The following is a 12614-nucleotide window of genomic DNA, read 5'->3' as shown; positions in this document are numbered from 1 at the left end:
TCAAACCGTCCGGCCGCAGACCGTCACCGCATAGCTCGGCCCGTCCTACCGCCCGCGAGAATTCTCACGGGATCGCTTCGGCCGAAGTCGACCGCTGCCCCCCGGCAGCCCTTCTTCGGTTCCGTATCCACAACCTGCCTTTGTGGATCTCCCTTATCCGTGGGGTGCATCGTTTTGCACCCTATGCTGCCCAGCAGCGCCGGGGCTGCAGATCGCCCTCCCCGTCGGAGCCACTGCAGCCACTCTCGGCTAATGATCCGGAGCACATTCGGGTCGGACTTGCGGCCTTGGTGGCGCCGTTCCTGGATGGTCAGCAGCCCGTCGCCCTCGGCCAGCCGGATTGCAGCCTGGGCAAGCCGGCGGCACACGCCCGCCCGCGCCGCGATGGCGTCGATACACAGCCCACAGGCGCCGTGACGTGCCATCTCATCCCCGACGACGCGCAGGACCGCGAGCTGCCCGGTGGTGAACCTGCTGGCGAGCGCGGGGGGCATCGGGCCGGAGCAGGCCAGCTGTCGGCGCCGTTCGATCGCTACAGATCGCTCAGGAGCCCGCTGGAGGCGCTTCGGCGGAAAGAGCGTCACTCGGCCGAGCGGGATGCCGACGGGCACCACGGCCTCGCGGATCGCAGCCCTACGGGTGTGCAGCGCCTCGGCCAGCCCCTGTGCCTCGGCGTCCGTCACGGTCTCGGCAGCGTGGGCCTGCCAGATGGTGCGCGACAGGCTGTCGAGCTGCGCGAGTGTCCGTGCGTCGTCGATCGCCGACCGCATGGTGGCGTGAAACATCGGTCCCGGTCCCTCACGGGCCGCGGCTAGGGTCCAGGCAAAGCCTTCCCGTTGACGGAAACGGGTTCCGTCTTGACTCCCGGTGGGAGATCTGGCTTGTGAGAGGAAGTGACTCGGCCCTCACAGGCCCCAGGTTTTCAGCAGCCTCGTCCTTGCCGGGACGGGGCTGTTGGCTTTTCAGGGTCTCAGTTCCGCGGCTGGCTGCATCTCCTGAATTGCCGGCGCACGACTCGCCGAGGCGTGTCAGACCGGAACACCCCATGTCGTCCGGCTCGCACGGTTAAGTCAACGTTGAGGGACCTGTGACCGAGCTTGAGAGCGTTGAGCGCGACATCGCCTTGCTGCGGGCGCGCGTCCGTTATTCAAGGCTCGCGATAGCGGACCCCAACATCACGCCGGAGGCCATAGACCGTGAGCACGCCGGGCTCGATCTATTCGGCCGGCGCCTCTGCGCGCTTCTGACGTTGCGGGACGATCTACGCTTCTTGGCAGAGGACTAAGGGACGCGGCACTGCCTGCAACGTCGCGCCCCTCGCAGCTTGGCTTCAGGCGCCATCTCCATATGGTGGAACTCCCACGAGTGTTCCGATCAGACGGAGCAAAGCTTGGTGTTCTGGCCCGCCGGCGCTTCCCCGCAGGAACGCGCCCAGCTCAATGTGAGACAGCCGGCCGCCAGACGGAGCATTCGGCTGATGGATCACAAAGGCTCGGCCGTTCTCCGGCTCGCGTCCGAGATACCACGTATCTCCGTTCGGGCTTCGGTACAGTTCTCGCCGCTCGGTCATTGGCGTACCCCTGCCCCCGTTCGGTACAAGGTACGCCAATAAGGAGAGCCGCGGGAAGGTTCGCGGCTGCTATAATCGTCAGCGAGCGAGTCGCACGGCTGGGTCAACGTTGGGGCGATTATGACCGAACTTGAAAAGGTCGAGCGAGAGATCGCCATTTTACGGGACAGCGTTCGGATCTCAACCCAAGCTCTAAGTGATCCAAATCTGTCGACCGAAGGCGCGAACCGCGAACGAGCGAGCATCGAAATCTACCGGCGACATCTCGATGATCTGCTCACAAAGCGCGACGATCTTCAGGCTCCGGACGAGAATTAGGGACCTGCAGGATCGCTCGCACCTCGGCGACGTGCCGGGGCTCCGCCACGCCCGGCAGCAGGGCGCTAATCGCCTCGTGCTGCGCCAGCCACCGCCGCATCAGGTGCAGTAGCCGGTCGTCGGCGAAGCCGGAGCCGTGTCGAACCACGGTGTGCATCTCGAGGTCCAAAATGCGCACCCGCGCCACCAGGATCAGCAGGCGGGCGGTATCCGGCCACGACAGGCACCTCTCGGGCGCCGGCCGGATCGGGATTGCAGTCGGCATCAGGCCCGCTCCAACAGGTCGACGAGAAACGAGCCGGCCGCGGCGATGACGTTGCCGCGACCGCGCCAGGGCAGGATCTCGGCCACCGGTTGCGGATCGACCGGCACCTTCGGCAGCACGGTCTCAGGAGTATCGGCCTCACCGTCTCGATCACCGCCGCGCATGTAGACGACCTGGCTGCCCTCGTGGTTCTCGGGAGCGGCCAACGAGGGCTCAGCGTCCCCACCGTCCTCGTGGTCCGCATCGCCGTCCATGCGGTCAAGGACGGCGATTATGCGGTCTGCTGCGTCCAGGGCAGTCTGTGCTGCCTCCTCAAGGCTGGCGCGTAGGTCGGCCCCAGCGAGCGGCGGTAGGGCCTCCGGAGCGGTCGGTTTCGGACGCGGGGTGAAGGTGAGCACGTCGCCCATGGTGTTCTAATCTCGGATGTGGGGGGAATGCCTGGCAGGATCCGGCCGGGGCGGTACGCACGGCTACGGGAAGGCGGGAGGGGTCAGGCCTCTCCGCGCTCCGTCTCAGCCTCAACTGCAGCTAGCGCAGCCACGAGGAAGTCGCCGCAGAACTCCTGCCGGGCCTTGGCTCGCCAGTCGGCGCCGAAGGCCAGTTCCGCCTGGAAGGCCGCATACCGGACAAGCGCGGCACGGCCCTCGGCAGTGGTCGGCACTGTGGCCCAGACCGCCGCGCGGGTGGCCCGTCGATCCCGCTCGATGGCGTCCTCTTGGATCCGCTCGGCGTCCGTCATGCAGCGCCCCGCGACGGACGCGGCAAAGGCCGTCGTCGCAGCCTCGGCGCTCTGGCTGTCAAACGGCATCGGAACGGGACCCCGGATCGGCTTCCAATCGGGGCTCTGACTCACTTTCGCTGATGCCGGCGGCGTTGAGGTTGAGGATATCCACGATGGAGCTGCAGCATGCGCCCTCGCTTCAGACCGTCGAGCCTCGTACCTGCCGGATTCGTCGTCGATCACCTCGATGTCGGCACCGATCGGATTGGTCTGGTCGTGAGGTCCGGATCTGCGACGGCGACGTGCCCAGACTGCCGGACCTCGTCACGTCGCATCCAAAGCCGCTACCAGCGCCGTGCCGCCGACCTGCCGCTCGGTGGTCGGCGCGTCGAACTCCAAGTCATGGTGAGACGCTTCTGGTGTGACGCAGCGGCCTGTGGGCGGAAGATCTTCGCCGAGCGCTTCTCCAACGACGTCCTGCCTGCCTTCGCTCGGCGCACCTCACGGCTGGAGCAGATCGTCCATCACCTCGGGCTCGCACTCGGTGGTCGGCCCGGTGCGGGGCTTGCCCAGCGTCTCATGCTGCCCGTCAGTCGAGATACGCTCCTGCGCGTGATCCGCCGTCGGGCGGCGACACACTCCGATCCACTCAGCGTCATCGGCATCGACGACTTCGCCTGGCGGCGCAATCACCGCTACGGCACCCTCGTCTGCGATCTCGAACGCCGCCGCATCGTAGCGCTCCTGCCCGACCGCGAGCGGGCTACCGCACAGACTTGGCTGAAGATGAACGGCTCGATCCAGATCGTCGCCCGCGACCGCGGGGGTGGATATGGCGAGGCCATTGCCCGTGCTCTGCCGCAGGCCATCCAGGTCGCCGACCGGTGGCACCTCATGGAGAACGCCAGCCGTGGCTTCCTCGATGCCGTGCGCAGGTCGATGCGACAGGTTCGCGAGGTCGTCGGCGCAGCCACAATCGATCCGGCGCTGCTCACTGCGGCCGAGCGCATCCAGTACGAGGGTTACCTGCGGCGGAAGGAGGCGGACGCGGCCATCCGCGCGCTCGCCGAGGCAGGCGTTCCGATCCGCCGGATCTGCCAACGTCTTGGCCACAGCCGTAAGGTGGTGCGTGCGGTCCTGCGTGGGGAGCGTACCGACGTCTTCCGCGTCCGCCAGAGTTCGCTCGATGCCCATTTGCCCTGGCTCGATGCCCAGTGGGATGCTGGCAGCCGCAACGCGACCGAGCTTTGGCGCAGGGCGAAGGGACAAGGCTTCCGAGGATCGCTGCGCGTGGTCGGGGAATGGGCAACGCGGCGTCGACGCGCGGAGCAGGCCCAGATCGAACGGCTACAGCGTGTGCCGTCGGCACGAACTCTGGCGCGATGGCTGACGACAGGTCGCGACCGCTTGACCAAGGCGGAGACGCTGACCGTGGCTGCCGTCGAGGACGGCGTGCCGGCGCTGGTTGAGGCGCGCGAGGTGGTGGGCGCTTTCCAGACGATGGTTCGGGCGATGGCGCCGGACAGGCTCGAAGGGTGGCTCACGCGTGCTGGCACAGGCCTCGTCGCCTCGTTCGCCCGCGGAGTCGGTCAGGACCGAGCTGCGGTTCGGACAGCGATCACGTTGCGATGGTCGAACGGCCAGACAGAGGGGCAGATCACCAAACTCAAGCTGGTAAAGCGCCAGATGTATGGCCGCGGCAAGATCGACCTGTTGCAAGCTCGCCTGATCGGATTGACCTCCGGATGATCAGCGAAAGTGCGTCAGAGCCCTTATTCCACGCCTAAACACATTCAGGGGCCACGACGAATTAGTCTCACTGATCAACCACACCCGCCGGGCGCTGGACGATCGCGGACCGCCTCGTCCCGCCCGAGCACCGTACCGGAAGCCGATCCAGCTCAGCTTTGACCTTGAGGCGGCATGATGGGGCGCCAAGATCTCGAACCGCCACGGATGTTCGATATCTGGGACCGCATCGCCGCCGAGGCGGTAGAGCGGGCCAAGGCGCAGAGCCAGGCAGTTGCCCTTGAGCGGAAGATCCGAGCCCCGCGCAACAGGCGCTCAAATTGGACGGGCGACCGACAGACGCTCCACGAGATCGGATCCGTGATCCACGGCCGGCATCTCGGCCCGTGCGATACCGACGATGGCGAAACCTACCTCCGGGCCGCCCTCCCCTGGATCGTCACAAAGGCCGGTGGCTTCCTCGCGGACGACCTTGAGCGTCACGTGACCGACTGGTGCCGGGCTGCCGTCCCCCGCCTCGATCTGGGAGCTATCCGCGGCTGCCTTGCCGAAGCCCAGGAGCGCGACGGGCGGCAACGGCTATGGTGGTCCGCGCAGGATCTGGGCGACCTTCTGCGGCTCAAGACGGACGAACGGGAGCGGCTGCGGGTCACGCGCATTCGGCCGGCCGGCATGACGGCTCGGAAGTTCGCGACCTATCAGCGGGCTCGGAAGGCCGAACAGGCGAAGGCCCGCCGGATCGCCAAAGGGGCAACGCCCCGGGAGCAATCGAAGGCTCAACTAGAGCCGTGGGTCGCGCTCAACATGAGCCGGGCGACCTATTTCCGGAAGCAGCAGGCCGGCACCCTCCCCGCCCAGATCCGGGACCGTGAGACTGTTTCGTCGTCACCAGATACGAAGTATCTAGAGCCCGTGACGGGCCAGTCTCACGTCGCAGAACAGACCGCCCAGGGTCCAGCGAGGAAGCCCCGCCCGAGCCTGAGCGTCGGCGCTGTCGGGCATACGCCCGGAGCCAAGGTAAGGGCGATCCCGCCCGGTCGTGCCGTCGCGCTGCCTCTGCCGGAAGAAGGGGTTTTCGAGCACCCTGACCTGCTCGGAGGCGGCGAGTGGCGACAGGTCGGCGCTCCCCTCAGCGAATATGCCGGCGGTGTCCTGCCTGATGCCCTCGTGCGGGCCGTGCGTGATGCGCAGCGGGTGCGCCAGATGACACAGCAGGCCGTGTGATCCTCCCTCGGCATCGCGGACACCTCTGATACGCTCATGCTGAGCGGGGAAGGTGTCGGATGGCGAAGACGAGACGCGAGTTCACGCCCGAGTTCAAACGCGAAGCGGTCGCCCTGCTGGAGAGCAGCGGCCGGCCACAGATGCAGGTCGCGGCCGAGCTCGGGATCCAGCCCTCGATGCTGAGGCAGTGGCGCGCCACGCTGAACGGGGCCCTACCCCGGCCGCGGCCGGCCGGATCGACGGGGAGTGCGCCACCAAGCCCGGTCGCCTCGCCGTCCGATCAGGCCGCCGAGATCGCCCGCCTGCGGCGTGAGCTCGACCGTACGCGCATGGAGCGCGACGTGCTAAAAAAAGCCATCGGCATCTTCGCGGAGATGCCCAAGTGACTTTCGCCTTCATCGAGCAGCATGCGCGGACCTGGCCGGTGCGTCTCATGTGCCGCGTGCTCGGAGTCTCACCCAGCGGCTTCTACGGATGGCGGTCACGGCCTGAGAGCGCCAGCTCGGCCTCCAACCGCCAACTCCTGGACGACGTCCGGCGCATCCATGCCGCCCATCACCGGCGCTACGGCTCCCCGCGCGTGCATGCCGCCCTGCGGGCCGAGGGCCGGTCTGTCAGCCGCGGACGGGTGGAGCGCCTCATGCGCCGGCACGGCATCCGTGCTTTGGCGGGGCGTCGGTTCCGGCCCTGTACGACCGACAGCCGGCACGATCTTCCGATCGCCCCAAACCTCCTGAAGCAGGACTTCTCGGCCGCGCGGCCAAACACGGTCTGGCTGGCCGATATTACCTACCTGCCGACCGGCGAGGGCTGGCTGTATCTGGCCGCCGTCCTCGATCTGGCCACGCGCAAGATCGTCGGCTGGTCGATGCGCGATCACATGCGCGCTGAGCTGAGCGTAGCGGCATTGATGATGGCCGCCCAGCGGCAGCGGCCGGCCGCCGGGCTCATCTGCCACTCGGATCGCGGCAGCCAGTACGCGGCCGAGGCCTATCGGAAGCAGCTCGCCGCAATGGGGGCCAGGCCGTCCATGAGTCGGACCGCCTGTTGCTACGATAACGCCCCGATGGAGAGCTTCTTCCACACACTCAAGGTCGAGCTCGTCCATCAACGACGATGGGCGACCCGGGATGAAGCGCGGCGCGATCTGTTCGCCTACATCGAGGGCTACTACAATCGGCAACGCATCCACTCGGCACTCGGCTATCTTACGCCCGAGCAAGCCGAGAGGACCACGAAATGATCTCTCTGTGTCCGCGACACCGAGGGAGGATCAGACGCGGGCTACCCCATCTTCGCGCTCGCCTTCATCGTCATGACCCGTGACGAGTACGTGGGTACGGTGACGCCTGCCCTCCAGCGGCTCAAGTTCGCCTACTGGGGCCACGATCAGGTCGTGTTCCACGAGCGCGACATCCGGAAGAAGATTGGTCCCTTCGCGATGCTGGCGGACCCAGCCACCAACGCCGACTTCATGGCTGACCTCACGGGGATGATCAGCGCGGCCCCATTCCGCCTCTGCGTCGGGACCATCGACAAGCTCAGGCTCAAGGCCAAGTACGCGAACCCGTGGAGCCCCTACGAGATCGCGCTGCGCTTCTGCATGGAACGTCTGCTCAACTGCCTCCAGCGTCACGAGCAGGAGGGGCGGCTCGTCCACGTCGTGTTCGAGAGCCGGGGCAAGAACGAGGACGCCGAGTTGGAGTTGGAATTTCGTCGGATCACCGCGAACCAAGCCAACTGGGGCTACCGTTCGCCCGACTTCTCCTACGCTCGGTTCGAGCCGGTGTTCGCGCGCAAGGATGCGAACGCTGCCGGGCTACAGTTGGCGGATCTCGTGGCCCGCCCCTGCGGATTGCGGGCTCTCCGACCCACTCAGCCGAACCGAGCGTTCGAGGTGCTCATCCCCAAGCTGACCGGCCATTCCGGGTTGAAGATGTTCCCCTGAAAAAACAAAGGGGTCCGGGCGAACCCGGAACCCCCTTGCCGACCGGGATATCCCCAATCCTGAGGACAATATGGGCCTCCTGGCAGCCGATGTCGATGCTCACGGAGGCCGCAGCGTGCTGCTCTTGGCGATCAAGCTGAGTGTGGAGGACCTACTCCGCCGTGCGCCACTTAACGGGCGATAGGGCCTCGCCAGGCGTGGTCGCGTCCCGCTGATAGAAGGTCCGCCGGTCGCCGGTCACCACCTCGGCGACATCGTCGATCGCCTCGATCACCTTCGAGGTCGCGATGTAGAGCGGCCCCTGCGGCTTGGCCCTCGTGAGGACTAGGACGCACTGCTGCCGCCACCGCCGGACCTCCTCCAAGAAGGCCACCTCCTCGGCCCGCACGAAGACCCCTCGCCTCGCCATTCTGCCGCCCCTCATCGTCCTGCGGGGATATGGAACGGGTGTAGAACATAGCGAGGTGGGTGACCGAGAACACCGGCATCAATCGGCCGTATGTCACGGGCAGACGCGAACAGAGCAACACCCGTTGAAGGGCCGTTAACCATGCGGGGGCACGCTGCCGTCAGCGATCGGTCGGAGGGCCGAGCGACGGCAGAGCAGCTCTATGGCCTACCCCCCTGGCCTCGGTGCGGCCTCGCCGTCGCAGTCGCGCTCTCCTAGCGTGAGCCGCTACTCTCGGATCTGACGCCGTGCACAAGGGTCGCCAGATAGATGGCGGATGCGATCACGGCGCAGGCCATGAGTCCGAGAGCTTGTACGGTTGGCAAGGTCATACTGCGATCATGTCGTCGGACTGTGGCGAGAGTGTTTCCATGAGCGGCTGGACAATCACAAGCCAGCGATAAGGCGCGGCCCTCTAAACGGGGAAGCGGCCTGGAGCCATTCTTTCGACCATGAGCCACTTACCGGCAGCAAGTCCGGTTATACGGCTTATGCAGCCTGAGCACCGACTGAAGACACGGTTAGCGGTCGTCGCAGGTATCGACCCGACCACCGCACGGGTCATGGACCTGCACAAGCGACTCGATTAAGCCGGCCCGATGGGCCGCAAGCACCTCGTTGCAAACCACGCGCGCCTCAGCGGATGTGGCATAAGTCTCGGCCGGGCGCTCCAAATGCAGCTCACCGTCGGGCGAGAAGATAAGTGCACGGACGGAATAGGAAAGTGCTTGCACCGCATGACCTCACGCGTCGCGTAAAATGACAACGCGATCTGTCCAGCATTGGCACCGTAGCGATCATGGTAGCATGTAGCTGACCGCCGGTCCAAACCTTACCACTACCGCAGTCGCGAGTAGGGTGTAAATTGCCCAGCGAAACCCGAGATCTGGATCGTGATGCGATGGCACCCGCGTATGGCTATCCATTTGGGCCTCCATCCGACAGCAATGCAAAAATCACCGGCCGTGAACAGAGTCACGAACCGGCGATTGATGTAATGCGGTGCGCATGCTGCACCGCAGCCCCTTTCGGGGCGTTTCCTCCCTAGACTTGAACCGCCCATTCGTGAGCGGTCCTTTCTGTCCAGGCCTATCTCAACATAAATATTCCAGCATAGTTCCCAGCAATCACGCTAAATATTCAAGCTTGTCGGTTGTTTTAACGATCTGCGATCATATTTCTGGCAGAGTCATACGGTCGACCATGCCGGTCGGTTGTGGCGAGCATTTTGCCGGATATCGGAAGGGCAATCACGAGCTAGCGAAAGGGCGCCACTGCCCGAAATGGCGGCTCGGTGGCAGGGCTCAGCGAGCACTCTGCCACTGAGCGGTGATCTCCCGGAAGGCCACGTCGCCGTCCGCCTCTGAAGCTCCCCTCAGAGCCGAAAGAGCGAACCGACTACCGGCCCGGCTCTTTCGAGGATGGGGTGACCCGCAGCTTGTGGGGGTTCGGCTTGAAGCTGATCATATCTCTCATGGGGAGCCGCCGCGCCATCCGTGAGAGGACGACTGAGTGGCTTCGCTCCAAATCGCGCAGAGCCAGCGAGGACGACCCTTCCGCCTCAGTCCAGACGACTTTTTATGAAACGGTCCGATGATGAAACGAGCTCAGCCTTTGACGTGCCAAATCCGGGTCGCGAGCGAGTGGCGGACGCTCACCATCGCGCAGGCGCACAACCAACATCGTTCTGAGCCCAAGCGCTGCAGCGCCTGTCATGGGCCGGTCTACGTCTTCGGCACCTACACCGGGAGGAGTCGTCTGGGCTTGATGCATCGCAAGGGACACGGGGGGTGTCGGTTCAATGCGAGCGGGTTCACAGGAACATCGACTCCTCATCCAAATGCCCTGAGTTGAGCCGCATCCCTACTCGGAGATGACCGAACATCCTGATCCGGGATCCGGCCGAGGATCGCTGCTGAGGAACGACGAACGGTGCGCCGGCATCCTGTGCCTCGGGCCACGTCGCGTCCTCGGTCCTCGCCGTGGGAGCGTCACCGAGCCTCGCTCTTGCACCTTCAATGCTGTATAAAGACGGCCAAGAGGATGGATTTCTGTGAAAACCAGTACTGACTTCATCGCATCACTCAAGCATGAGCATACCCGTCTAGGTCGCGTGCTGGGCGTGATCGACGACGGCATTTGGTGGACGAAGGAAAAACCTGGCCGCGTAAAAGTCGAGGATCTGCAGAAGCTGTCCGAAACGATCAAGGCCGCTGTAGACGAGATCGAGCGCGTGGTAGGCCAGATCGGAAGCTAACATTCTGAACCAGAACGGCCTACTACCACAGTAGCCCATCGGCCGGCAGTGACGTGGCGCCCAGTGAAAAATAGCCACTCTCGCTATGGTTATGAACGCCGAGCGCAGATAAAACTATATCATCCTTTCGTTAATCAAGTATCCGGCCTCGTCGAAGATGCCTTCCCAGGTCGAGTTGGCGACTTTTATCGTTACGCGCGACTTGCCAACATCTGCATCGATGCCTTTCTCGATCCGGCTGGTGACAAGGCCGAGCCTCATCTTCTGCCGCATGAGGCCTGCATCGATCATGAGCCGGGAGTGGAGCTGCTCAGGATCGAGCATCCAGTCGCCGCGCTCGTTGCGCTCTAATCGCATGGGGTAGCCCTGATCAGCTTGGCGGCAGGTGCGAAGTTGAGAGCGATCTTCAGCGGCGCTTGGAGGCGGTTTGCAGGCACCGCGTCTCTTGTAAGACCTTGGCCATATACCTTCGCGATGATGGCCCAAAATTGTGGTCTCGTCCTCTCCGGGATCTGGTCGAGTCGCTTGTCAATCTTAGCCCGTGCAAGCGCAGCAAATCTTTGAACGTCTTCAGGCAAAACCCCGAGCTGAGCCAGCATGATAAAATCCTTATGGACCAACGATTGCTAATTTATCCAGATCAACTTTCTCACGCGTAATTGGATGCACATCGCTTCGAGTGACCGCAGACCTCCTAAGACGTCGAGTCAGACCGGCGCAGCGGCAAGGAGAGCGCCGCCAACCTGAAGAGCGCCTGAGCCTTCCCGATCTGGGATCATCTCGCGGTCAAGCGTTGAGGCGCAGCCAACCGCCCTCCCCCATCCTGCATCTCGGGCCGCGTCGCGTACCGGCCCCGACCGTGAGGAACAGCACCAAGCCCCGCCGGCCCGTGATCAGATCGGGCGGCGGGGCAGAGTCGAGGATCGGGAACGTCTCAAGCGCGATCATCGCGGTTTCAATGCTCGGTCCCCGGCATATTCCGGCGTGGTTCGCCGCCGTGATCCTTGATGAGGTTGGAGCGTTCCGGGTCGCCCTTCAAATTGGCGACCTGCTTCCGAGCAGCCAATGCGAGGAAACCGACACCGCCGATCGTGCCGAGCGCGAGAAATAACAGAGAGATGCCGCTGCCCATGGGCGAAGCCTTTCGTCGGAGGAACCGCCGAATGAGGCGCGACGGGGAGCATTATGCTACAAATCGAACGAAGTCCGGCGTATTGAGTTGCCGTTTCATAAGTTTTTTTGGGGTGTGGCGTATTATCGCTCCATTTTTAGGCAGGACCGACGGGTGCTCACGCCGCGTTGATTGGTAGTGCTCCTGCCTAATTCCGGTGTTTTATCGTGTATAATCCCATCTTTTCATCGAAAATGCTGACGATCGAGTCCTAGCGCGTGATCGAGCTGCGCATGGTCCGCCTCGCGGGGGGCGCGAGGGCCGGGCCGAGATGCAGTCAATGGTGACCGAGAAAGCGCACGCCGCTGGCGAGGCAATGACGACGCTGATTCTCGGCGGCTCGCCCGAAACAGTCATCACCCGCTACCGTGAGCACGGGGCTGCGAACACGAAGCGCCTCTCCGCTCCGTGAAGGCCGTGCGGCATTCGTCATAGAATGCCTAGCTAGAACGCTTCGCGCTCCAGCTGCCGCTGCACTCGACCAAACCACCAGACGTGCGCCAAGTGCCGCTGCCGCTGCCCTTCGCGGTCAGACTGCCGGCGATCGGCACCTTGTTCGAGCCTTGGGTGATCGTGGCCTGCACGGCGCCAACCGTCGACACACCGCCATCGATGTCGACTTCCTCGCCGGGGATCGAGGCGTCGCTGTCCTTGATCTGCACCTGATAGCTCGTGCTGGCCGAGCAGGGCCCCTCAGTCGTGGTGGCGACGATCGTCCAGGAGCCGTCGAACTGGTTCGGCACCTGCACCTTCTTCGTCGCGGCATCTGCTGGGTGGAAAGCGCCTGCCATCAGGCAAGCCGCGAGGATCAGGATGGAGATACGTGCCACAGACTGCTCCGGAGATTGCGCCGCCGAGGTCGGCTACGCCATCGCAGAACGGAAACGTCGGCTAGATAGTTTCAGAAGCTGCTCAGCATGCCATCGGACCGAAGGGCGGTTTG

At 64.4% G+C, this 12614-nt stretch carries 13 protein-coding genes and 2 pseudogenes; 7 read left to right on the top strand and 8 right to left on the bottom strand.

The features are described from left to right. Nucleotides 1-23 precede the first annotated feature (23 nt). Complete coding sequence (locus LXM90_RS31760) at nucleotides 24-785, bottom strand: hypothetical protein (protein WP_234083728.1); 762 nt, start codon at nucleotides 783-785, stop codon at nucleotides 24-26. 302 nt (nucleotides 786-1087) lie between these two features. Between LXM90_RS31760 and LXM90_RS31755 the strand changes: the two genes are divergently transcribed. Next, nucleotides 1088-1285, top strand: coding sequence for a hypothetical protein (locus LXM90_RS31755; protein WP_205834035.1), 198 nt, complete (start codon nucleotides 1088-1090; stop codon nucleotides 1283-1285). A gap of 562 nt (nucleotides 1286-1847) precedes the next feature. Here the strand turns inward: LXM90_RS31755 and LXM90_RS31750 are convergent. The 3 genes from LXM90_RS31750 to LXM90_RS31740 all read right to left on the bottom strand — a co-directional run bounded on the left by LXM90_RS31750 (nucleotide 1848) and on the right by LXM90_RS31740 (nucleotide 2961). Further along, nucleotides 1848-2153: a hypothetical protein gene (locus tag LXM90_RS31750; protein ID WP_042669377.1), complete on the bottom strand. Its 306-nt coding sequence runs from the start codon at nucleotides 2151-2153 to the stop codon at nucleotides 1848-1850. After that, complete coding sequence (locus tag LXM90_RS31745) at nucleotides 2153-2560, bottom strand: hypothetical protein (RefSeq protein WP_042669378.1); 408 nt, start codon at nucleotides 2558-2560, stop codon at nucleotides 2153-2155. The genes LXM90_RS31750 and LXM90_RS31745 overlap by 1 nt, the downstream gene beginning before the upstream one ends. Nucleotides 2561-2643: 83 nt before the next feature. After that, complete coding sequence (locus LXM90_RS31740; RefSeq protein WP_205834036.1) at nucleotides 2644-2961, bottom strand: hypothetical protein; 318 nt, start codon at nucleotides 2959-2961, stop codon at nucleotides 2644-2646. Nucleotides 2962-3060: 99 nt separating this feature from the next. Between LXM90_RS31740 and LXM90_RS31735 the strand changes: the two genes are divergently transcribed. From LXM90_RS31735 to LXM90_RS31720, 4 genes and pseudogenes are all read left to right on the top strand, one after another. Next, nucleotides 3061-4623, top strand: coding sequence for an ISL3 family transposase (locus tag LXM90_RS31735; protein WP_042669342.1), 1563 nt, complete (start codon nucleotides 3061-3063; stop codon nucleotides 4621-4623). 207 nt (nucleotides 4624-4830) lie between these two features. Then, nucleotides 4831-5847, top strand: coding sequence for a hypothetical protein (locus LXM90_RS31730; RefSeq protein WP_205834037.1), 1017 nt, complete (start codon nucleotides 4831-4833; stop codon nucleotides 5845-5847). 59 nt (nucleotides 5848-5906) lie between these two features. Beyond that, nucleotides 5907-7090, top strand: a protein-coding gene (locus LXM90_RS31725) for an IS3 family transposase (protein WP_085986785.1) whose coding sequence is annotated in 2 segments (ribosomal slippage) — nucleotides 5907-6192 and nucleotides 6192-7090 — 1185 coding nt in all. Because the reading frame shifts where the segments join, the coding sequence is not laid out codon by codon here. Between the two features lie 39 nt (nucleotides 7091-7129). Beyond that, a pseudogene (locus tag LXM90_RS31720) lies at nucleotides 7130-7795 on the top strand (DUF3800 domain-containing protein); the annotation flags it as partial. Between the two features lie 151 nt (nucleotides 7796-7946). Here LXM90_RS31720 and LXM90_RS31715 read toward each other — a convergent pair. Next, nucleotides 7947-8204: a hypothetical protein gene (locus LXM90_RS31715; RefSeq protein WP_042669381.1), complete on the bottom strand. Its 258-nt coding sequence runs from the start codon at nucleotides 8202-8204 to the stop codon at nucleotides 7947-7949. A 2092-nt stretch (nucleotides 8205-10296) separates the two neighbouring features. Here LXM90_RS31715 and LXM90_RS31710 point away from each other — a divergent pair. Beyond that, the gene (locus tag LXM90_RS31710) at nucleotides 10297-10500 is read left to right on the top strand and encodes a hypothetical protein (RefSeq protein WP_083916010.1); all 204 of its coding nucleotides are present in this window, start codon (nucleotides 10297-10299) and stop codon (nucleotides 10498-10500) included. Between the two features lie 114 nt (nucleotides 10501-10614). Here the strand turns inward: LXM90_RS31710 and LXM90_RS31705 are convergent, their stop codons facing one another. Next, the gene (locus LXM90_RS31705; RefSeq protein ID WP_042669382.1) at nucleotides 10615-10857 is read right to left on the bottom strand and encodes a DUF6522 family protein; all 243 of its coding nucleotides are present in this window, start codon (nucleotides 10855-10857) and stop codon (nucleotides 10615-10617) included. A 598-nt stretch (nucleotides 10858-11455) separates the two neighbouring features. Beyond that, the gene (locus LXM90_RS31700; RefSeq protein ID WP_187299610.1) at nucleotides 11456-11632 is read right to left on the bottom strand and encodes a hypothetical protein; all 177 of its coding nucleotides are present in this window, start codon (nucleotides 11630-11632) and stop codon (nucleotides 11456-11458) included. A gap of 257 nt (nucleotides 11633-11889) precedes the next feature. Between LXM90_RS31700 and LXM90_RS31970 the strand changes: the two are divergent. Beyond that, nucleotides 11890-12083 (top strand): annotated as a pseudogene (locus LXM90_RS31970) (hypothetical protein). A gap of 28 nt (nucleotides 12084-12111) precedes the next feature. Here the strand turns inward: LXM90_RS31970 and LXM90_RS31695 are convergent. Then, complete coding sequence (locus LXM90_RS31695) at nucleotides 12112-12501, bottom strand: heme utilization protein (protein WP_205834039.1); 390 nt, start codon at nucleotides 12499-12501, stop codon at nucleotides 12112-12114. Nucleotides 12502-12614 lie beyond the last annotated feature (113 nt).

Source organism: Methylobacterium oryzae, assembly GCF_021398735.1.
Classification (GTDB): Bacteria; Pseudomonadota; Alphaproteobacteria; order Rhizobiales; family Beijerinckiaceae; genus Methylobacterium.
The sequence above is the reverse complement of the archived record's forward strand: the minus strand, read 5'-3'. Positions and strand labels throughout refer to the sequence as shown.

Excerpts from the sequence above, each read along its gene's own strand:
- LXM90_RS31760 (WP_234083728.1), bottom strand. The coding sequence starts at position 785 with ATGTTTCACGCCACCATGCGGTCGGCGATCGACGACGCACGGACACTC.
- LXM90_RS31750 (WP_042669377.1), bottom strand. The coding sequence starts at position 2,153 with ATGCCGACTGCAATCCCGATCCGGCCGGCGCCCGAGAGGTGCCTGTCG.
- LXM90_RS31745 (WP_042669378.1), bottom strand. The coding sequence starts at position 2,560 with ATGGGCGACGTGCTCACCTTCACCCCGCGTCCGAAACCGACCGCTCCG.
- LXM90_RS31740 (WP_205834036.1), bottom strand. The coding sequence starts at position 2,961 with ATGCCGTTTGACAGCCAGAGCGCCGAGGCTGCGACGACGGCCTTTGCC.
- LXM90_RS31735 (WP_042669342.1), top strand. The coding sequence starts at position 3,061 with ATGCGCCCTCGCTTCAGACCGTCGAGCCTCGTACCTGCCGGATTCGTC.
- LXM90_RS31730 (WP_205834037.1), top strand. The coding sequence starts at position 4,831 with ATGTTCGATATCTGGGACCGCATCGCCGCCGAGGCGGTAGAGCGGGCC.
- LXM90_RS31715 (WP_042669381.1), bottom strand. The coding sequence starts at position 8,204 with ATGGCGAGGCGAGGGGTCTTCGTGCGGGCCGAGGAGGTGGCCTTCTTG.
- LXM90_RS31705 (WP_042669382.1), bottom strand. The coding sequence starts at position 10,857 with ATGCGATTAGAGCGCAACGAGCGCGGCGACTGGATGCTCGATCCTGAG.
- LXM90_RS31700 (WP_187299610.1), bottom strand. The coding sequence starts at position 11,632 with ATGGGCAGCGGCATCTCTCTGTTATTTCTCGCGCTCGGCACGATCGGC.